This is a genomic window from Saccharothrix sp. ST-888, assembly GCF_000955975.1.
Lineage (GTDB): Bacteria > Actinomycetota > Actinomycetes > Streptomycetales > Streptomycetaceae > Kitasatospora.
Genome location: NZ_JYJF01000002.1, coordinates 154,686 through 173,656 on the forward strand (window position 1 = coordinate 154,686; position 18,971 = coordinate 173,656).

At 72.2% G+C, this 18,971-nt stretch carries 18 protein-coding genes; 11 read left to right on the top strand and 7 right to left on the bottom strand.

The window, feature by feature from the left end; all coding sequences use genetic code 11:
* Window positions 1-40: 40 nt before the first annotated feature.
* Window positions 41-1,069: an ABC transporter permease gene (locus tag UK12_RS02040; RefSeq protein WP_045298737.1), complete on the bottom strand. Its 1,029-nt coding sequence runs from the start codon at window positions 1,067-1,069 to the stop codon at window positions 41-43.
* 105 nt (window positions 1,070-1,174) lie between these two features.
* Between UK12_RS02040 and UK12_RS02045 the strand changes: the two genes are divergently transcribed.
* Together UK12_RS02045 and UK12_RS02050 are read left to right on the top strand one after the other, a co-directional pair.
* The gene (locus UK12_RS02045; protein WP_045298740.1) at window positions 1,175-1,636 is read left to right on the top strand and encodes a MarR family winged helix-turn-helix transcriptional regulator; all 462 of its coding nucleotides are present in this window, start codon (window positions 1,175-1,177) and stop codon (window positions 1,634-1,636) included.
* Between the two features lie 138 nt (window positions 1,637-1,774).
* A complete protein-coding gene (locus UK12_RS02050) occupies window positions 1,775-3,340 on the top strand; it encodes an MDR family MFS transporter (protein ID WP_045298742.1) in 1,566 nt (521 codons plus the stop codon).
* A gap of 140 nt (window positions 3,341-3,480) precedes the next feature.
* Here the strand turns inward: UK12_RS02050 and UK12_RS02055 are convergent, their stop codons facing one another.
* Window positions 3,481-3,729: a hypothetical protein gene (locus UK12_RS02055; RefSeq protein WP_197084469.1), complete on the bottom strand. Its 249-nt coding sequence runs from the start codon at window positions 3,727-3,729 to the stop codon at window positions 3,481-3,483.
* Window positions 3,730-3,748: 19 nt separating this feature from the next.
* Entirely contained in the window at window positions 3,749-4,957 is a 1,209-nt protein-coding gene (locus tag UK12_RS02060) for an inorganic phosphate transporter (protein WP_045298744.1), read from the bottom strand.
* A 344-nt stretch (window positions 4,958-5,301) separates the two neighbouring features.
* Between UK12_RS02060 and UK12_RS02065 the strand changes: the two genes are divergently transcribed.
* A complete protein-coding gene (locus tag UK12_RS02065) occupies window positions 5,302-6,735 on the top strand; it encodes a C40 family peptidase (protein WP_052681360.1) in 1,434 nt (477 codons plus the stop codon).
* Between the two features lie 7 nt (window positions 6,736-6,742).
* Here the strand turns inward: UK12_RS02065 and UK12_RS02070 are convergent, their stop codons facing one another.
* The 3 genes from UK12_RS02070 to UK12_RS40835 form a co-directional block, all read right to left on the bottom strand.
* Complete coding sequence (locus tag UK12_RS02070) at window positions 6,743-8,119, bottom strand: ion channel protein (protein WP_197084470.1); 1,377 nt, start codon at window positions 8,117-8,119, stop codon at window positions 6,743-6,745.
* 85 nt (window positions 8,120-8,204) lie between these two features.
* On the bottom strand, window positions 8,205-10,502 hold the full coding sequence (locus UK12_RS02075) for an FdhF/YdeP family oxidoreductase (RefSeq protein ID WP_045298746.1): 2,298 nt from the start codon (window positions 10,500-10,502) through the stop codon (window positions 8,205-8,207).
* A 221-nt stretch (window positions 10,503-10,723) separates the two neighbouring features.
* Entirely contained in the window at window positions 10,724-11,344 is a 621-nt protein-coding gene (locus tag UK12_RS40835) for a hypothetical protein (protein WP_197084471.1), read from the bottom strand.
* Window positions 11,345-11,658: 314 nt separating this feature from the next.
* Between UK12_RS40835 and UK12_RS02085 the strand changes: the two genes are divergently transcribed.
* From UK12_RS02085 to UK12_RS02110, 6 genes are all read left to right on the top strand, one after another.
* Window positions 11,659-11,841 carry a hypothetical protein gene (locus tag UK12_RS02085; RefSeq protein ID WP_045298748.1) on the top strand — a complete coding sequence of 61 codons (183 nt, stop codon included), beginning with the start codon at window positions 11,659-11,661 and terminating at the stop codon, window positions 11,839-11,841.
* Between the two features lie 123 nt (window positions 11,842-11,964).
* Window positions 11,965-12,393, top strand: coding sequence for an SRPBCC family protein (locus UK12_RS02090; protein ID WP_045298750.1), 429 nt, complete (start codon window positions 11,965-11,967; stop codon window positions 12,391-12,393).
* 151 nt (window positions 12,394-12,544) lie between these two features.
* Window positions 12,545-13,669 carry a serine/threonine-protein kinase gene (locus UK12_RS02095; protein ID WP_082119226.1) on the top strand — a complete coding sequence of 375 codons (1,125 nt, stop codon included), beginning with the start codon at window positions 12,545-12,547 and terminating at the stop codon, window positions 13,667-13,669.
* A gap of 564 nt (window positions 13,670-14,233) precedes the next feature.
* The gene (locus UK12_RS39315; protein WP_156178487.1) at window positions 14,234-14,383 is read left to right on the top strand and encodes a hypothetical protein; all 150 of its coding nucleotides are present in this window, start codon (window positions 14,234-14,236) and stop codon (window positions 14,381-14,383) included.
* 26 nt (window positions 14,384-14,409) lie between these two features.
* Window positions 14,410-14,652: a DUF6745 domain-containing protein gene (locus UK12_RS02105; protein WP_331386629.1), complete on the top strand. Its 243-nt coding sequence runs from the start codon at window positions 14,410-14,412 to the stop codon at window positions 14,650-14,652.
* A 232-nt stretch (window positions 14,653-14,884) separates the two neighbouring features.
* Window positions 14,885-15,736, top strand: coding sequence for a fumarylacetoacetate hydrolase family protein (locus tag UK12_RS02110; RefSeq protein WP_045298756.1), 852 nt, complete (start codon window positions 14,885-14,887; stop codon window positions 15,734-15,736).
* Window positions 15,737-15,829: 93 nt separating this feature from the next.
* Here the strand turns inward: UK12_RS02110 and UK12_RS02115 are convergent, their stop codons facing one another.
* Window positions 15,830-16,627 (bottom strand): TetR/AcrR family transcriptional regulator, encoded by a 798-nt coding sequence (locus UK12_RS02115; protein ID WP_082119227.1) that lies wholly within the window; start codon window positions 16,625-16,627, stop codon window positions 15,830-15,832.
* Here UK12_RS02115 and UK12_RS02120 point away from each other — a divergent pair.
* Window positions 16,626-17,003: a rhomboid-like protein gene (locus tag UK12_RS02120; RefSeq protein ID WP_197084472.1), complete on the top strand. Its 378-nt coding sequence runs from the start codon at window positions 16,626-16,628 to the stop codon at window positions 17,001-17,003. The two genes, UK12_RS02115 and UK12_RS02120, sit on opposite strands and share 2 nt — an antisense overlap.
* 30 nt (window positions 17,004-17,033) lie before the next feature.
* On the top strand, window positions 17,034-18,746 hold the full coding sequence (locus UK12_RS02125; RefSeq protein WP_045298760.1) for a DUF885 domain-containing protein: 1,713 nt from the start codon (window positions 17,034-17,036) through the stop codon (window positions 18,744-18,746).
* Window positions 18,747-18,971 lie beyond the last annotated feature (225 nt).

The following is an 18,971-nucleotide window of genomic DNA, read 5'->3' on the forward strand; positions in this document are numbered from 1 at the left end:
GCCGTGGGGCGCGGGGAGGGGGCGGCGGTCTGCGGTCGGGTCAGTTCACCAGCTCGCGGCCGTAGCGGGGCTTGCGGATGACCGCGAGGAAGGTGACCGCGACGCCGAGCACTGCCCAGGCGGCCAGGATCAGCAGCGGGGTGCCGATGTTGGTGCCGCCGAAGTAGGCGATCGAGCGGGCCGCGTCCGTGCCCGCGCCGTTGGGGATCCAGGAGCCGATGGCCCGCCAGAACGGGGGCAGCAGCGGCGGCGGGTAGACCCCGCCCGCACTCGGGTTGCCGAGCACCACGAAGAGCAGCACCGCCAGCCCGATCCCGATGATGTCGAACAGCGACTGCAGCGCCATGGTGATCGCTCCGACGGCGAAGACCACCAGGCTGCCGAGGCCGATCAGCCCCCAGCTGGATCCCGGCAGGGCGTCCAGGGCCGCTCCGACGATGACCGTGCCGCCGATCCCGGCCGCGACCGAGTAGAGCGCGAGGGCGCCGAGGCGGATCAGCGCCCGGTGGCGGTTGGCGGGCCGGGCGCCCGCGCTGATGCCGAGGATCGAGGCGACCAGGTAGCCGCCGACACACCAGCCGATGACCAGGTAGAAGGAGGAGAGCCCCTTGGCGTCGCCCGCCGCGAGCGGTGCCACGTCGGTGACCTTCAGGGTGCGGTGCTGGGTCTTCTCCAGACCGGTGACGATCTGCTCGGCGGCGGTGGCGGCCGCTGCGCCGCGGGCCCCGGCGACCAGCAGGGTGTCCTCGGTGCCGCTCGGGTCGAAGACCAGGGCCGCGTAGATCCTCTGGTCCTTGAGCTGCGCCGTCGCCGCCTCCGGGCTCGCCGCCGGGACGGCCTTGACCGCGTCCTTGGGGACGGATTCGAGGCCGGCCACCAGTTTCGGGCTCACCTGGGGCGGGGCGACCACGGCGATCGACAGGCGGTGCGGTGCGGGGTGGTGCAGGGCGCCGACGTACGAGGTGATGAAGCCGAGCTGGAGCAGCAGTACGGCGATCACCAGAAGCGCTGCGCGGGGTTTCACCGCGTCCTTCAGTTCTGCGAGGAACCCTTGGTCCGGGCCGGCCATCGACTCTCTCCCCTTGATTATCGAAAACACGGGCAAAACGGATACTTCATATCATGAAACAGTTGCCGGGCGGGAGACGGCCCGGCCTGCGGGATACTGGTCGCCATGAGTGACGAGGCGGCTGCCGAAGAGGCGTTCCTGGCGGTCGAGCGCGAGGTCGCACTGCTGTTCCGGCGGGGCCGGGCCCGGGTGGCGGAGATGTCCCGGCGGGTGCATCCGCGGCTGGAGGGTGTCGCCTACAGCATGATGGGCTTCATCGAGAACGCCGGCCGGGTACGGATGACCGACATCGGGCAGCACTTCGGTGTGGGGAAGGCCACGATCAGTCGTCAGATCAAGGTGCTGGAGGGGCTCGGCCTGGTGGCACGCGAGGTCGATCCGCTGGACCGGCGCTCCTCGCTGGTCTCGCTCACCGAGGACGGCGCGCGGCGGTTCCTTCGGGCCAGGAATGAGCGGATGGCGAACTTCAGGGCGCTGCTGGGGACTTGGGAGACGGCCGACGTGGAGCAGTTCGGCGAGCTGCTCCGGCGCTTCAATGACCTGACCGGCGAGCCGCTCGACGCCTGACTCCCCGGACGCTGGACGCCCTTCGCACCCTGCCCGCCCTGACCGGCGGGCTTTACTTTGCCCCGAAGAAGGTTGCCTTATTCAACCATCCGGGATTATGGTTGCCTTAGGCAACGAAATCTCAGCGAAGGGCCGTGAATGAGCGCCGAACCGACCGAATCCATGAACCATCGCCAAGTACTGGAAGCCCTGTCCGGCCTGCTCCTCGGTCTGTTCGTCGCGGTGCTCTCCTCGACCGTGGTCTCGAACGCCCTGCCCCGGATCCTCAACGACCTGCACGGCGGCCAGGCGGCGTACACCTGGGTGATCACCGCGGCGCTGCTCTCGCTCACCGCCTCGACCCCGATCTGGGGCAAGCTCTCCGACCTGGTCAGCAAGAAGCTGCTGGTGCAGGTCGCCCTGGTGATCTACATCGTCTCCTCCGCCCTGGCCGGGCTCTCGCAGAACACCAGCGAGCTGATCGCCTGCCGCGTGCTCCAAGGCATCGGCGCGGGCGGTGTCACGGCGCTCGCCCAAATCTGCCTGGCCTCGATGGTCCCGCCGCGCGAGCGCGGCCGGTACAGCGGCTACTTCGGCGCGGTCTTCGCGCTGGCCACCATCGGCGGCCCGCTGATCGGCGGCGTCATCGTGGACACCGGCTGGCTCGGCTGGCGCTGGTGCTTCTACGTCGGCATCCCGTTCTCGCTGGTCGCCATCCTGGTGCTGCAGCGGACCCTGAAGCTGCCGGTCACCAGGCGCAAGGTGAAGATCGACTACCTGGGCTCGCTGCTGATCGCCGCCGCCGTCAGCATGCTGATGATCTGGATCAGCCTGGCCGGCCAGAACTACGCCTGGATCTCCTGGCAGACCGCTCTCATGGTCCCCGGCGGCCTGCTGCTGGCCGCGCTCTTCGTCCTGGTCGAGAGCCGGGCCGCCGAGCCGATCATCCCGCTGAGCCTGTTCCGCTACCGGACCGTCTCGCTCGCGGCCATCGCCAGCGCCCTGGTCGGCATCGGGATGTACGGCGCCACCACCTTCCTGAGCCAGTACTTCCAGCTGGCCCGGGAGAAGTCGCCGACCATGGCCGGAATCATGACCCTGCCGATGATCCTCGGCCTGGCGGTCTCCTCCACCGTGGCCGGACGGCTGATCACCAAGTACGGCAAGTGGAAGGCGTTCCTGGTCGCGGGCACCTTCCTGCTCGCGGTCGGCTTCGGACTGCTCGGCACCGTCCGGGACGACACCGCGTACCCGATGCTCGCGCTCTACATGGCGCTGACCGGCATCGGCCTCGGTCTGACCATGCAGAACCTGGTCCTGGCGGTGCAGAACACGGTCCCGCGCAAGGAGCTCGGCGCGGCCAGCTCGGCGGTCACCTTCTTCCGTACCATGGGCGGCGCGATGGGCGTCACCGCGCTCGGCGCGCTGCTCTCCAACCGGGTCACCCACTACCTGACCGGGAACCTGCTCGCCGCGCACATCGACCCGGCGGCCGCAGCGGCGGCCGGCGGCGGTGAGATCCCCGACCTGCACAAGCTGCCCAGGCCGCTGGTGCCGCTGGTCACCGACGCCTTCGGGCACGGCGTGGGCGAGGTCTTCCTGGTGGCCGCGCCGTTCGCGCTGCTGGCGTTCCTGGTGGTGCTGCTGATCCGCGAGGTGCCGCTGCGGAGCGGCCACGAGGAGGCCCCGGCCAAGCAGCCCGATCTTCAGCTCGTCAAGGACTGAGGGTCAGGGCCCGGGGGACGAGGGCCGACGGTCGAGGACTGCTGAGAACCGGAACCGGATACGACCGAAGGGCCCGGGCCGCTGCGTGAGCGGCCCGGGCCCTTCGGCGTGCGCGACCGGTGGCCGGTCGCGCGGTGGGGTCAACCGGCGATCAGGGACAGGCCGTACAGGACCACGGCCGCGCAGACCGCGAAGCAGACGGAGGCCAGTGCCAGGCCGCCCTTGCCCGCGCCGGCGCCCGGGGCGCCGTCCTGGCCGGCCTCCAGGGCCGCCTCGCGGCGGGACAGGGCGAGGACGCCGACGGAGAAGACCGTGACCACGGCGACGGTGACGGCGAAGCTGACACCTGCGGTCTGGGCCAGGGCGGCCCACTTGATGCTCATGCTCATGGGTGACTGCCTTCCGGGCTCAGGCTGCGACGGTGGTCGAGGCGGCGGTCGGGGTGGTGGTGGTGCCGGCCGGGGTGACCTCGACGGTCTCGACGGTCTCGGCGGCCACCGTGGCGTCGACGGGGGTCACCTCGTTGACGTTGCCCGCGTGCACCGGCTGGCGGCGGGAGACCAGGTACATCGCGCCCGAGCCGACCACCAGGGCCGCGCCGACCAGCACGACACCCCAGGTGCCCTGGTCCACGACCAGGGCGGCGAGACCGGAGACGACCGCGGCGGCCGGCAGGGTCAGGCCCCAGGTGTAGACCATGCGACGGGCCATGCCCCAGTTCAGCCGGGGGTTGCGGCCGCCGAGGCCGGCACCCATGATGCCGCCGGAGCAGACCTGGGTGGTGGAGAGGCCGTAGCCCATCGAGGAGGAGGTCAGGATGACGGTGGCAGCGGCGGTCTCGGAGGAGAGCCCCTGCGGCGGCCGGATGTCGGCCAGGCCCGAGCCCATGCTGCGGATGATCCGCCAGCCGCCCATGTAGGTGCCGAGCGCGATGGCCGCACCGGCGCTGGCGATCACCCAGACGGGGGGAGTCGCGCCCTTGTGCAGGGCGCCGGCCGAGACCAGGGTCAGGGTGATGATGCCCATGGTCTTCTGGGCGTCGTTGGTGCCGTGCGCGAGCGAGATCAGCGAGGCCGAGAACATCTGGCCCTTGCGGAAGCCCTTGTCGCTGGTCTTCTCGTCGGTGTTGCGGGTCAGCCGGTAGGCCAGCTTGGTGGCACCCCAGGCGGCCAGGCCGGCGACGATCGGGGAGGCGACGGCCGGGATCACGATCTTCGACAGGACGGTCGCGAAGTTCACGCCGTTCATGCCGACACCGACGACGGTGGCGCCGATCAGACCGCCGTACAGCGCGTGCGAGGAGCTGGAGGGCAGGCCCCGCAGCCAGGTCAGCAGGTTCCAGAGGATGGCGCCCACCAGCGCCGCGAAGATGATCGACGGCTGGATGCCCGCCTTCTCGTTGACGATGCCGCCCGAGATGGTGGAGGCGACCTTCACGGACAGGAACGCGCCCGCGAAGTTGAGGACTGCCGCGATGGTGACCGCGACCTTGGGCTTGAGGGCTCCCGTGGCGATGGAGGTGGCCATCGCGTTGGCGGTGTCGTGGAACCCGTTGGTGAAGTCGAAGGCGAGCGCGGTGATGATCACAACGGCCACCAGGAACGTGATGTGTTCCATACCCAAACAATCGTCGTAGTTGTCGACCTGACAGTGCTGTCTCCGGGGACGGTAGGGACGGTTGATGAACGGAAGGTGAACTACGACGGGAATCGTGGTTCGGACGGTGGCGTGGGGGTGGCGCGTAGACGACCGGAGGGTGTCTCGCACGCCGCTGACGTGGTCATTTGTCGACGATCAGATGATTTGGCGGATTTCCCATGAGACGGGGCTCACAGCGGATCTGAAAATTCATCAGCCCCGTACGGGCCGCCTCTGTCTGTGACGGCGCGGACATGGCAGGATCAGCCGGTAACTCGTGGGTAACAGAGGTCCGGCGAGGCCGGACGGGGGAGGGCCGGCCGATGTGGGCTGCACAGCGGGTCGAGGCGACCGGCGGCAAGCCGTGGGTACGTGCAGCGCTGCGGTGCGGGGCGATGCTGGCGGTGGCCGCTCTCGCGCTCCCCCTGGCCGGAACGGCGTACGCGGCCCCGGAACCCCAGCCCACCATCACCGTCGCGCCCGGTGCCGACCCGCTCGCCAGCGCCAAGGCCACCCTCGGCCCGCTGCTGCAGCGCCTGCACCAGCTCTACACGGAGGCCGAGGCCGCCACCGAGACCTACAACACCAGCGTGGACAGGCTCAAGCAGCAGCAAACCGCCCTCGCGGACCTGGGTGTCCGGCTGGCCCGCCAGCAGGCCGCCGTCGACGCCGGCACGGATGTCGCGGCCCAGCTCGCCGGTGCCCAGTACCGCAACGGCAACGCCTCCGAGTTCGCCGACCTGCTGCTCGCCAAGGACCCGTACGAGGCGGTCGTGATCGCCGAGCTGCTCCAGGCGGCCGGGCGCTCGCAGTCGGTCTTCCTGGACAAGCTGAAGGCCGACCGGGCCGAGCTGACCGGGCTTCAGCAGCAGGCCCAGGCCGCCCAGGCGCAGGCCCAGGCGCTCGCCACCCAGCAGGAGCAGTCCAAGAACGAGGCGGCCAAGCGGCTCCAGGCCGTCGAGGACATGGTCGGCTCGCTCACCGGCGCCCAGCGAAGCGAGCTGGAGCAGCTGGAGAAGCAGCAGGCCGACGAGGCGCAGCTGGCGTTCCTCGCCTCCGGGGCGCTCGGCAAGGGGGAGCGCACTCCCTCGGCGGCCGGGCGCAAGGCGGTCGCGTACGCGCTGGCGCAGCTCGGCAAGGACTATCTGTGGGGCGGTGAGGGGTCGGAGATGTTCGACTGCTCCGGGCTCACCTCGCAGGCATGGCTGCACGCGGGGCGTCCGATCCCGCGGACCAGCCAGGAGCAGTGGGCGGAGCTCCAGCACGTGCCGCTGAACCAGCTGCGGCCCGGCGACCTGGTGATCTACCACGCCGAGGCGACCCATGTCGCGATGTACATCGGCGGCGGGCTGGTCGTGCAGGCCCCGCACACCGGTGCCGTGGTGAAGATCTCTCCGGTCGGGATGATGCCGATCCTCGGCGCGGTCCGGCCCGACCCGGGGGCCGGGGCGGACGACCAGGGCGGGGCGTGGAAGGTGCCGGACGTCGCCCAGTCGGCGAACGACGTCACCCCGATCAAGCCGTCGAAGCCGTCGACCCTGCCGAAGCCGGCGCCGACCGGCACGCCGAGCCCGACCGCCACGCCGTCCACCAGCCCGTCCACCAGCCCGTCCGGCACCCCGTCGTCGACGCCGTCGGGCTCTCCGTCGACCGGTGGGCCGGGTACGCCGTCGGCCACGCCGTCCGGTTCGGGGTCGCCCTCGCCGTCCGGTTCCCTCTCGTCCTCGGGCTCCCCGTCCCCCTCGGACCGGGGCTGACGCGGTCTCAGTCGCCTGCCGCCTCGGGTGCCAGTTGCAGCTCGGGGCGGCCGGTGACCAGCAGCCAGGCGGGCAGCGCGGCCACGCAGAGGATCGGCAGCAGGGCCAGGTCGGGCACGATCGCCGCTGCCGTGAACAGGCTGAGCCAGCCCTGCCGGGTGGTCGCCATCAGCAGGCCGAGGATCGCGCAGACCACCGCCAGCGCGGGCGGTACCGAGGGGAGGAGTGTGCTGAGCGCGAGGCCGAACGCCACTCCGACGAACACCGCGGGGAAGATCCGGCCGCCCCGGAAGCCGGAGCCGGACGCGATCAGCAGCGCGACCAGTCTGACCGCCGTGAGCCCCAGCAGGCCCCAGAAGCCGTGGCCGGTGTAGTCGGCGGCGAGTTCCCTGGCCTGGGCCAGCCCCTTGAAGAGGGTCAGCTCCCCGCCGAGCGCGCCGAGGACGCCGAGTACCAGGCCGCCCGCCGTCAGCATCGCCACCGGGTGCCCGATCTGCCGGAACGCCCGGTGGATGGCGGGGAACGCCTGGACGGCGGCCAGGCCGAGCAGCGCGCCGAGGGCACCGATCAGCAGGGCCCAGAGCAGGTCGAGCGGCCGGGCGCCGGGGTAGCCGGGGACCTTGACCAGGAACTCGTTCCCGGCGATCAGGTCGGTGGTGAGCGAGCCGGAGACGGCGGCGATCAGCGGGGCGAAGAGCCGGTCCCAGAGCGCGCCGGGGCCGGGCAGTTCGGAGAGGATCAGCGCCGCGGCGACCGGTGAGCCGAAGAGCGCGCCGACCGTCCCGGCCACCGCCAGGGCGGCCCACAGATCGGGCCCGGTGGTGGGCCACCAGCGGCGGCCGAGCCAGTAGGCCAGCGCCACGTTGATCATCGTGATCGGGTTCTCCGGGCCGAGGCTGACGCCGCCCGCCAGTGCCAGCACGGCGGCCACGGCCAGGCCCGGGGTGACGTACGGCGGCTGCGGCGGGTCGACCAGGCCGGTGGTGGCCGGGTCCGGGCCCGCGTGGCCGGGCGCCTTCCAGACCGTCAGGCCGACGGCGGCGCCGGTGGCGGTCAGGACCAGGATGATCCACCACGGGCCGAAGCCGTCGATGCCGAGGCCGCCCGGGATCGAGCTCCAGAGCAGTCGGCTCACCCGGTCGGAGACCCGGTTGAGGGCGAGCAGAAGCAGGCCGGAGCCGATGCCGACCGCGATCGCCGGGACGATCAGCGGGATCAGCCGGCCCGCCGGGGTCGCCGGGCGGCGCATCGGGCGGTCGGGGCCCTCCGGCGCGTCGGGGGCGGTCGGGGTGTCGGGGTGGTCGGGGCCGCTGGGGCTGCTGGGAGTGTCGGGGGCTTCGGGGTTGCCATGGCCGGCGCTGTCGTGCGGGACTGCGTCGGCCATGGCGGTACCTCCGGGGTCGTCCCATGCGGATGGGTGTCAGATTAGTGGCGAATCCGACATTTCATCCGAAAGGTCCGACGGAGTGTCACCCGTGCTCGCCGTCGGGGGCGGTGTCGGCCTCGAAGCGGATCACCACGGCCTTGGAGGTGGGCGTGTTGCTGATGTCCGCGGTCGAGTCCAGCGGGACCAGCACGTTGGTCTCCGGGTAGTACGCCGCCGCGCCGCCCCGGGCCACCGGGTAGTGCACCACCTTGAAGTGCGGCGCCCGGCGTTCGACGCCGTCCTGCCACTCGCTCACCAGGTCCACGTACGAGCCCTCGACCAGCCCGAGCGCGTCGGCGTCGGCGGGGTTCACCAGGACCACCCGGCGGCCGCCGGTGATGCCCCGGTAGCGGTCGTCGAGGCCGTAGACGGTGGTGTTGTACTGGTCGTGCGAGCGCAGCGTCTGGAGCAGCAGCCGGCCCGCCGGGACCTCGGGGGCGGTCAGCGCGTTGACGGTGAAGTTGGCCTTCCCGGTGGTGGTCGGGAAGGTGCGGCTGTCGCGCGGCCCGTGCGGGAGGGCGAAGCCGCCGGGGCGGCGGACCCTGGTGTTGAAGTCCTCGAAGCCCGGCACGACCCGGGCGATCCGGTCCCGGATGGTGTCGTAGTCGACCGCGAAGTCCTCCCAGGGGAGCTGGTCCTCGGGCCCGAGGGCGGCACGGGCCAGTCGGCAGACGATGGCCGGCTCGGAGAGCAGCTCCGGGCCCGGCGGGCGGAGTCCGCCACGCGAGGAGTGCACCATGCCCATCGAGTCCTCGACGGTGACGAACTGGTCGCCCTTGGCCGTGCGGTCCCGGTCGGTCCGGCCGAGGGTGGGCAGGATCAGCGCGCGGGCGCCGGTCACCACGTGCGAGCGGTTGAGCTTGGTGGAGACGTGCACCGTCAGCCGGCAGCGGCGCATCGCGGCCTCGGTCACCTCGGTGTCGGGCGTGGCGGCGACGAAGTTGCCGCCCATCGCGAAGAAGACCTGCACCCGGCCGTCGCGCATCGCCCTGATGGTGTCCACCGCGTCGTAGCCGTGGTGGCGCGGAGGCTCGAAGGCGAACTCCTTGCCGAGGGCGTCCAGGAAGGCCGCGCTGGGCCGCTCGAAGATGCCCATGGTCCGGTCGCCCTGCACGTTGCTGTGCCCGCGCACCGGGCAGACCCCGGCGCCCGGCCGGCCGACGTTGCCGCGCAGCAGCAGGAAGTTGACCACCTCGCGGATGGTCGGGACGGAGTGCTTGTGCTGGGTCAGGCCCATCGCCCAGCAGACGATGATCTTCTCGGAGGCCAGCACCAGCCGGGCCAGCTCCTCGATCTGCCCGTACGGCAGGCCGGTCGCGGCCTCCACCTCCGCGCGGTCGGTGGTCTTGGCCTCGGCGGCGAACTCCTCGAAGCCGAGGGTGTGTTCGGCGATGAACGCCTCGTCGACGGCGCCTTCGGTACCGAGCAGGATCTGGTTCAGGGCGCGGAACAGGGCGAGGTCGCCGCCGAGCCGGATCTGCAGGAAGAGGTCGGTCAGCTTGGTGCCCTGGCCGACCAGGCCACGGGCGTTCTGCGGGTTCTTGAACCGCTCCAGACCGGCCTCGGGCAGCGGGTTGACGCTGACGATCCGCGCGCCCGCGCGCTTGGCGCGCTCCAGGGCGGAGAGCATCCGGGGGTGGTTGGTGCCCGGGTTCTGGCCGGCCACGATGATCAGGTCGGCCTGGTAGAGGTCCTTGAGGCTGACGCTGCCCTTGCCCACGCCCAGGGTCTCGGTGAGGGCCGAGCCGGAGGACTCGTGACACATGTTGGAGCAGTCGGGCAGGTTGTTGGTGCCGAGCCGGCGGGCGAACAGCTGGTACGCGAAGGCGGCCTCGTTGCTGGTCCGGCCGGAGGTGTAGAAGGCGGCCCCGTCCGGAGTGTCCAGGCTCCTCAGTTCGTCGGCGACGATCTCGAAGGCGCGGTCCCAGGAGACCGGGACGTAGTGCGAGGCGCCCTCGTCCAGCAGCATCGGCTGGGTGAGGCGGCCCTGCTGGCCGAGCCAGTAGCCGGAGCGCCCGGCCAGGTCGGTGATCGAGTGCGCGGCGAAGAAGTCGGCGGTGATCCGGCGCTCGGTGGCCTCCTCGGCGACCGCCTTGGCACCGTTCTCGCAGAACTCGGCGGTGTGCGTCTTGCCCGGCTCGGGCCAGGCGCAGCCCGGGCAGTCGAAGCCGTCCGGCTGGTTCACCTTGCGCAGGGTGGCGAGGGTGCGGCCGGGGCTCATCTGCTGTCCGGCCATCCGCAGGGTGTGGGCGATCGCGGGGAGGCCGGCGGCGGCGCGCTGCGGCGGTGTCACCTGTGGCGCGTCCTGCACCGGGTCACTCTGCGGGGCCTGCTTGGCCATGACTGCCCACCTCCTGCTCACCAGGGCTCGCGCACCCTTGCCGGGCCCGGCGGCAATCCTTGCATCTGCGGCGCCCGGCCGGGAGACGGGTCGGCGGGCAGCGCGGTGAGGTAGGGGGTGACCCCAGGGACGCGGGGAACTGCGCGTGGCGGAAGGCGACTGCGTTCGGCCGGGATCCAGGGGCGAGCTGCACCCCGAGATCCCCGCTGAGGTGGTGCGCCTCAGCGGCCGGGGGCCAGTACGGCGTTGGTGCCCTCCGTTTCGCGCGGGTCCTCGCGCCCCCGGGAGGTCGCAGCCCGCTCCTCGCGAGAGAGGGAGCGCAGGAGGGCGCGGGCGGCCGTGTCGTTCTGCCGGAAGGCGGGGGCGTCGGTATGGGGGCGGGCGAAGGCGGCGTAGGCGCGGCCGTTGGTGTGCGGGCCGAGGGCGGTGCGGCGGGGGTGGGGAGCGCCGTCGAGGGCGGGGTCGAGGATGCGGCCGTCGCCGGGGGCGGTGGTGAGCAGTCCGGAGCGGTGGGTGTGGGTGCCGTGGGCCACCACCTCCTCCTGGAGCTGCCCGGTGCGGTGCAGGGCCCGCAGGATCGGGTCGCCGGTCCTGGCCAGCGCGTGTCTGGGCAGGTAGCCCTCGATCAGGGCGGTGGCCCGGACGGTGTGGCCGGGGACGGTCGCGCTGGTGGCGAGGAAGGTGCCGGTGGGCTCGTCAAGTTCGACCCGGAGGTCCGCGCCGAGGAGCCGCAGGACGCCGGCCTCGGAGAGGGCGAGCAGCTGGCGCAGCCGGAAGCCGGGCGGTCCCGAGGCGAGGAAGTTGAAGAGCCCGGACCACCAGCCGTCCAGTTCGTCGGCCACCGAGCGGGCCGTGAGCCGCCCGGAGGCCATCAGCCTGGGGAGTTGGCCGAAGAGCGAGAGCAGGGCGAGGAAGGCGCCGAGGTCGGCGCTGTGGCCTGGGTCGGCGCGGCGCCCGGTGTCGGCGGTGAGGTGGTCGCGCAGGTGCTGCTGGAGCTCCTCGGGGTCGGTGAAGCGGAGTTGGGCCAGCGGGCGGTCGAGGGCTTCGAAGTCGAGCCGGTCGGCCGGGTCGGGGACGGATTCGGCGATCAGGTCGGCGAGTTCGGGGTCGTACCAGCCGTGCCGGTCGTAGCGGGCGAGGAAGTCCGTCCAGGGGAGTGCTCGGCAAGATCGCGGCCACCACCAGGAAGGACAACGGGCTGGTCAGGGCGCTCGCCGCGGCCGTCGACGCGGTGATCAAGGACGGCACGTACGGCCGGGTGCTGAAGCGCTGGGGGCTGGACGGCGAAGCCGTCCGGAGCTCCGGGACCAACCCGCCCGGACTGCCCGGGACCGGGTGACCGGGGCCGAACACCGGGTGACCGGGCGAGCCCCAGGAGCCGGGTGGTTGCCGGGTGGCGGGCGGCAGAGCAGGCTGGAAGTACCGATGGCCCGGGCGGCCGGGCCGGGAGGCGAGGCTTCCGATGAGCAGGCTCGAAGAACAGATCAACGTCGATGTCCCCGCGCAGGAGGTCTGGGCGCAGCTGCACCGCATCGACGAGTACCCCATGTTCGTGGACGGGGTGAGGGCTGCCGCCGCGCACGGCAGCAGCCGAGCGCATCTCGATATCAGGATCGGCGACGGCGAGCAGGCGTTCGAGACCCGGCTCGCCGATCGCGGCAACGGCCAGGTGATGGACTGGACGGTGGACAGCCCTGAGCTGAAGTGCGCCTTCGCCGTCAACCCGCTGGACGACGAGCACACCCAGCTGCAGGTCCGGCTGGAGTACGACCCGGAGGCGGTGCGTGCGGCCTTCGGCGGCCCGAAGGGGTTCGCCCAGGTCCACGCGATCGAGGAGACGGTCCGGGCCGACCTGGAGAAGTTCAAGGATCTGCTGGAGAAGCGGCAGTAGCCCCCGGAGGCCGTCTTCCGGCCCCCGAGGTCCGCTCCCGCGCCCGGCCGGGCCCGGTGCGTCCGGTCACGGACCGGCATCCGGCCTTGTGGTCCCGGGTGCCGCCGATAGTCTGAACTCTGTTCGATTCGGCGGCACTTGGGACACGGGCATGGGCGGGGGCGCAATGCGGGCCGGGGACGTGCTGGACGGGCGGTACCAGCTGATCGGAGAGCTGGGCCGGGGAGGCTTCGGGGTGGTCTTCCGCGCGCTGGACCAGCAGCTGGAACGCGAGGTCGCGGTCAAGCTGCTGGCGGACCAGTACGCGGCCGAGCCGCGCGATCTGGCGCGCTTCCGGGGTGAGGCGATCGCGGCGGCCAAGCTCAACCACCGCAACATCGTGGCCCTGTACGACTTCCCCAAGGCGCCGCCCGAGCCCTACATGGTGATGGAGCTGATCACCGGCCGCTCGCTCGCCGCCGTACTCAAAGCCGGCCGGCCCGAGCCGGACACCGCCCTGGGCTGGGTCGGCCAGCTCTGCGACGCACTCGACGCCGCCCACCGGGCCGGAGTGGTCCACCGGGACATCAAGCCCGAGAACATCATGATCACCGATGCCGGGGAGGTCCGCGTCCTGGACTTCGGCATCGCCCGGCTGGAGAGCCGGAGCACCGGCCTGACCAGTACCGGCACGGTCATCGGCAGCCCGCACTACCTGGCCCCCGAACGCTGGCGCGGCGAGGACAGCGGGGGCCGCTCCGACCTGTACGCCGTCGGCTGCGTGCTCTACGAACTCTGCACCGGCAGGACGCCGTTCCAGGCCGAGGACGCGTACGGGATGATGTACTGCCACCTCGAACGGGAGCCCGACGCGCCGCGCGGCCTGGCACCGCTGCTGCCGGTCGACCTGGAGCGGCTGATCCTCGACCTGCTGGCCAAGGACCCCGGGGACCGCCCGGCGGACGCCGCCGAGGTACGGCGCCGGCTCGACGGGATCCGGCCCGGCCGGTGGCGGGAGCTCAAGGCCCGCGCCGACGCGGCCTGGGCACTCGGCGCGGACGGCGACCCGGCCGCGGCGGTCCGTGAACTGCGGCCGCTGGTCGTCGAGTTCACCCGTGAGTGCGGTCCGAGTGACCCGCGTACCCTGCGCACCGGCCACGACCTGGCGCTCTGGCTGGCCCGGGACGGCCAAACGGCCGAGGCCGTCGGACTGCTCACGGAGATCCGGGCCGCCGCCCCCGACGGCCCCCTGGCGGAGGCGGCCGCCCGCGACCTCGCCCGCTTCGAGCGCGGCTGACCGGGCCCGGCCGGACAGCGTTCAGGGCCAGTGGCGGGGGATGCGTTCGAGGATTCCGCCGGCGAACACGTCGTAGAGCGGCAGGGTCTCCACCTGCCGATGCCGATCACATGCGGCGCTGGGCGTCCTGTAGCCGCGAGAGATGGAACGCCTGATCACGCGGGAAGCCTTGGAGCTGAGCCCGCCCCTGCTGGAGGGCATCGACCGCTGTTGGCCAATCCCGCGCAGCGTAGGCGACTTCACCAAGATCAGCTTGGCGCGCACAGGGTCGAGCCAGTAGAGCCAACCGGGGCGGTCGTCCGGCTCTGGGGCTTGCAGGGCTAGTTCGTACGACTGTTCTCCGAGCCTGCGGGCCCGGCCCCGCTCCCCAACGGCTGCGGCGGCCATCGCGGCGGCGTGTGCGGCAATGGAGGCTGCTCCTGGTGTCAGGTCGCCAGGGGCTCGTTGGGCTGCCTCGGCGGTTCGCAAGGCTCGTACCGGGTCGCCGTGGTTGAGCGCGTAGTAGGAGCGCACGCGAGTCAGCCATGACGCCATGTCGGCCGATCCGGCGTCGAGGGCCCAGCCGTGGGCGACGTCAAGCCAGCTGAGGGCGGCTCCTCGGCGATTCTCGTGATCGATTTCCTGGAACGGGACGGGCGGTCGGAGCCGAGCTTCAGCATGGCGGGTCGCTCGCACTCGGTGCGCGTGCGCCCGGCCGAGAAGGCGGCAGCCTGATTCCCCGCTGCTCTGAGCGGAGCCGACTGAAGACTTGCCGGACCGCCCGGAGACCTTGGCGGGGACGGGGTGGTGCGGTGGGCGTCAGCCCGGTGCCGGACGACGAGCCGGTGGTCATGGTCGAGGTGGTGAACTCGACCGCCGAGCCGGACGGCACCTTCCGTACGTACTGGCTGCGCGTCCCGCCGGGCACCCGGACGGCCCGTGCCGGTGTCGCCTGGACCTTCGGCGTCAACGAGGCCGACTACCACCCGCAGCGGGAGACCTGAGCCGAGGCCGCCCGGTACCCGGCCACCCACCGGCCGGTACACGGTCCGGCCGCCCTGTCAAGCGTATGGGCACCTGATTCGTCAGCTCGGCGGCTTGGGCGGATTGATAGGAATTCGCCGACCTGCCACCCCTGGTTCGCAGCCGACTGCCGTTGATATACCTCGGATGCATATGACGGGAGAGGTCTGCGACCTCCCCGCTGGCATGCGACGAACCAGGTGGTGATGGGCAATGAAGCTCCTCCGTGTGGGCCCGCCGGGCGCCGAGCGCCCGGTGGTACTGGGCCGTGACGGCGCCGCGTACGACCTCGCGGGACGGACCTCCGACATCGACGGGGCGTTCCTCGCCGCGCTGGACCCGGCCGAGCTGGACCGGGCCGTCTCGGCCGGCGAGCTGCCGGTGGCGCGGATCGACGGCCTGCGGGTCGGCGCCCCGGTCGTCCGGCCCGGCAAGGTGGTCGGGATCGGGCTCAACTACTCCTGCCACGCTGCCGAGGCGGGCGCGCAGGAACCGGCCGAGCCGGTGATCTTCCTCAAGCCGAGCTGCACCGTCGTCGGCCCGAACGACGAGGTCCTGGTGCCGCGCGGCAGCGAGAAGACCGACTACGAGGTCGAGCTCGCGATCGTGATCGGCCGTACCGCCCGCTACCTGGAGAGCCGGTCGGAGGCGGCGGCCGTGATCGCGGGGTACGCGACGGTCAACGACGTCACCGAGCGCTCGTTCCAGAACGAGCGCGGCGGCCAGTGGGACAAGGGCAAGTCGGCCGAGACCTTCACCCCGCTCGGGCCGTGGCTGGTCACCGCCGACGAGGTCGACGACCCGCAGAAGCTCGGCCTCAGACTCTGGGTCAACGGGCAGCTGCGGCAGGACGGCAGCACCGCGGAGATGATCTTCCCGGTGCTGGAGATCGTCCACTACGTCAGCCAGTTCATGGTGCTGGAGCCCGGTGACGTGATCATCACCGGTACTCCGGCGGGCGTCACCCTCGGCCACCCGGGCACGCCCTTCCTGCGCCCGGCCGACGTGGTCGAGCTCGAAGTCGAGGGCCTGGGCCGACAGCGCCAGGTACTCGGCAAGGCGTAGTCGCTCGGCGCGCGCCCACGACCCGGCGCGCAACTCAGGCGGCACGCCCGACCCTTGGCACGGGGGTCGGGAGCCCCGCCGGTATCCGGGCCGCTACCGGCCCACTCGCAGTCCGCGCAACTGCGCCACCAGCACCGCCGCGGGACCGTCCGCCGCCTCCAGCGCCAGCAGCCCCGCCAGCACCTGGGCGGTCTGCCGGTCGTGCCGGGCCGTCGCCGCGCTCATCGCCACGAACTCGTCCACCAGCCAGGCGCAGAGCGAGTCCTGCGGGATCTGCCGCCCCTCGTCCAGCCAGCTCAGCGCGGACGCCTCCACCACCGAGATCCACGCGCGCACCAGCAGCGTCAGCCTCGGCCCCGCCTCCCGCAGACCGAGGTAGCGCAGGGTCCGCCGGAGCGCCGCCCGCCGGACCTCGTCCACGATCGCCGAGGTCCGCGCCGTCTCCGCCACCGAACCGCCGCGCAGCAGCGCGGCGTAGCCGGCGTGGTGCTCGGCCACGAAGCCGAAGTACCGGTTCAGCACGGCGGAGAGCTGTTCGGTGGGCGTGCCGGCGACCGGCACCGAGAGCCGGCCGGTCAGCTCCTCGGCCGCACTGCGCAGCGCGGCCTCGTACAACTGCTGCTTGCCGCCCGCGAAGTACCGGTAGACCAGCGGACGGGACGCCTCGGCGGCCTCGGCCACGTCGTCCAGGCTCACCTCCTCGGGCGCCCGGGTGCTGAACAACTCCAGGGCCACGGCGATCAGTTGCTCCCGCCGCTGCTGCACCGTCAGCCTCCGGTACCCGGAGCGCCGGGCCCGGGGCTCACCCGCCGGGGGAGTCGCTGTGCCGCTCGCCGGGTGTGCGGAGCGCGGAGCCCCGGCCCCGGGGGTGATCGCTGAGCTGGTAGCCATGCGCGTCAGCGTAATGGCCGTCCTGCCATTCGACTCCTGGCCGGAACGCCCCGTCTTCCGGCGGTGGTGGTGCGGCAGGGACCGCTCGGACGTCGGTGTGTCGTACGCGCTGGCGGGGGTGGAGGGCGTGCTCACCTACCGGTTCGCGGGGCGCTGGCGCTGGGCGTACGCGGGCGGACTGCTCCTCTTCTACCTGCTACCACTGATCCGTTCGCACACCTTCACCGATCTCGGCCACTTCTGTGCGGTCCTGATCGGTCTCGGCTTCTACGGCTTCGCGGACGGCCGGCCGACCTGGGATCCCGCCGACCTCTGGCGGACCCGGTGGCACAGGGCCCGGAGTCCGCTGGCCAACGATCGTTCAAAAGGCTCTTGAAAACCGGCTCTGCTGCGAAAAGATGGCCGAATGGTTGAAGAACTGATCAACGCGCACGCAGACGGCACCACCCCCCGCCGCATCGCCGACGCCTATGTCCACGCGCTCGCCGAGCTCGACCCGCTGACCGCGGTGTACCTCGGGATCAACCCCGAGGACGACCGGCTCCCCGACCTCTCCCCGGCCGGCCACCAGGAGCTGGCCGACCTCGCCCGCCGCACCCTCGCACAGCTGGACGCCGTCGAGGCGGCGGACACCGACCCGGACGAGGCCGAGCGCCGCTGCGCCCGGCTGCTGCGCGAGCGGCTCACGGCCGAACTGGCCGTCCACGACGCGGGCGAGAACTTCCGCGCGGTCCGCAACCTCGGCTCGCCGCTGCACAACGTGCGCGAGGTCTTCACCCTGATGAGCACCGACACCGACGAGCAGTGGGCGGTCATCGGCCGTCGCCTGGCCCGGGTCCCGGCCGCGCTCCGGCAGTACCGCGACCTGCTCGCGGAGGGCATCGAGCGCGGCCTGCTGGCGGGCCCGCGCCAGGTCACCACCGTGATCGGCCAGATCGCCGAGTGGCTGGAGGGCGAGGTCCCCGGCGGCTGGTTCGGCACCTTCGTGCAGGACGCCCCCGAGGCGCAGCGCGAGGCCCTGGGCGCCACCGCCGTCGCGGCGACCGCCGCCATCACCGAGCTCCGCGACTGGCTGCGCGACGTCTACGGTCCGGCCGCCGCCGAGACTCCGGACGCCGTCGGCCGGGAGCGCTACAGCCGCTGGGTCCGCTACTGGACGGGTGCCGAGCTCGACCTGGACGAGGCGTACAGCTGGGCCTGGGGCCAGTTCCGCGACCTGGACGCGCAGATGCGGGCCGAGGCGGAGAAGGTGCGGCCCGGCGCCACCCCGATGCAGGCCATGAAGTGGCTGGAGAGCGACGGCCCGTCGATCAAGGGCGCGGAGGAGGCCCGCACGTACCTCCAGGGCCTGATGGACCAGGCGATCAACGACCTGCAGGGCAGGCACTTCGACCTGGCCGAGCCGCTTCTCAAGGTGGAGTCGCGGCTGGCCCCGCCCGGCAGCGCCGCCGCGCCGTACTACACCGCGCCCTCGCTGGACTTCTCCCGCCCGGGCCGGACCTGGCTGCCCACGCTGGGCCGGGAGACCTTCCCGGTCTGGGACCTGGTCTCCACCTGGTACCACGAGGGCGTCCCCGGCCACCACCTCCAGCTTGCGCAGTGGACGTACGTCGCCGACCGGCTCTCCACCTACCAGGTCAGCCTCGGCGGCGTCAGCGCCAACCTGGAGGGCTGGGCCCTGTACGCCGAACGTCTGATGGACGAGCTCGGCTACCTCACCGACCCCGGCCACCGCCTCGGCTACCTGAACGCGCAGATGATGCGCGCGCTGCGGGTGATCGTGGACATCGGCATGCACGCGGGCCTGGACTTCCCGGCCGACTCGCCGTTCAAGCCGGGCGAGCGGATGCTGCCGGACGACGCACGGGAGTTCTTCGGCCGGTACTGCGGCCTCTCGACCGACTTCCTGGACAGCGAGCTGGTCCGCTACCTCGGCATGCCGGGCCAGGCGATCGGCTACAAGCTCGGCGAGCGCGCCTGGCTCCAGGGCCGCGCCGAGGCCAAGGCCCGGGCCGAGGCGCGCGGCGCCGAGTTCGACCTCAAGGCGTGGCACATGGCGGCCCTCTCCCAGGGCTCGCTCGGCCTGGACGACCTGGTCGCGGAGCTCAGCGCGCTCTGAGCCGCGGTCCGGGCCCACCCGGGGTGCCGAACGACCGGCCCTGCGACGGCGCGGGGCCGGTCCGCGCACCCCCCCCGGCGCCCCGGCAGCCCCACCGGTGGCCCCGGGGCCGGGAGACCAGTCCCAAATTCGGACAAATTTCCGTCCGCCTTCTTGCCCGTCGCCGATCGGCGGGCTTCCCTGTGAGAGAGCGCTGCGCACGCCACCTCCAGCTCCTCGACGGAA

What these genes read in the sequence shown, in the direction of transcription:
- UK12_RS02040 (WP_045298737.1), bottom strand. Translation starts at nt 1,069, where the DNA reads ATGGCCGGCCCGGACCAAGGGTTCCTCGCAGAACTGAAGGACGCGGTG.
- UK12_RS02045 (WP_045298740.1), top strand. Translation starts at nt 1,175, where the DNA reads ATGAGTGACGAGGCGGCTGCCGAAGAGGCGTTCCTGGCGGTCGAGCGC.
- UK12_RS02050 (WP_045298742.1), top strand. Translation starts at nt 1,775, where the DNA reads ATGAGCGCCGAACCGACCGAATCCATGAACCATCGCCAAGTACTGGAA.
- UK12_RS02055 (WP_197084469.1), bottom strand. Translation starts at nt 3,729, where the DNA reads ATGAGCATGAGCATCAAGTGGGCCGCCCTGGCCCAGACCGCAGGTGTC.
- UK12_RS02060 (WP_045298744.1), bottom strand. Translation starts at nt 4,957, where the DNA reads ATGGAACACATCACGTTCCTGGTGGCCGTTGTGATCATCACCGCGCTC.
- UK12_RS02065 (WP_052681360.1), top strand. Translation starts at nt 5,302, where the DNA reads ATGTGGGCTGCACAGCGGGTCGAGGCGACCGGCGGCAAGCCGTGGGTA.
- UK12_RS02070 (WP_197084470.1), bottom strand. Translation starts at nt 8,119, where the DNA reads ATGGCCGACGCAGTCCCGCACGACAGCGCCGGCCATGGCAACCCCGAA.
- UK12_RS02075 (WP_045298746.1), bottom strand. Translation starts at nt 10,502, where the DNA reads ATGGCCAAGCAGGCCCCGCAGAGTGACCCGGTGCAGGACGCGCCACAG.
- UK12_RS02090 (WP_045298750.1), top strand. Translation starts at nt 11,965, where the DNA reads ATGAGCAGGCTCGAAGAACAGATCAACGTCGATGTCCCCGCGCAGGAG.
- UK12_RS02095 (WP_082119226.1), top strand. Translation starts at nt 12,545, where the DNA reads ATGGGCGGGGGCGCAATGCGGGCCGGGGACGTGCTGGACGGGCGGTAC.
- UK12_RS02110 (WP_045298756.1), top strand. Translation starts at nt 14,885, where the DNA reads ATGAAGCTCCTCCGTGTGGGCCCGCCGGGCGCCGAGCGCCCGGTGGTA.
- UK12_RS02120 (WP_197084472.1), top strand. Translation starts at nt 16,626, where the DNA reads ATGCGCGTCAGCGTAATGGCCGTCCTGCCATTCGACTCCTGGCCGGAA.
- UK12_RS02115 (WP_082119227.1), bottom strand. Translation starts at nt 16,627, where the DNA reads ATGGCTACCAGCTCAGCGATCACCCCCGGGGCCGGGGCTCCGCGCTCC.
- UK12_RS02125 (WP_045298760.1), top strand. Translation starts at nt 17,034, where the DNA reads ATGGTTGAAGAACTGATCAACGCGCACGCAGACGGCACCACCCCCCGC.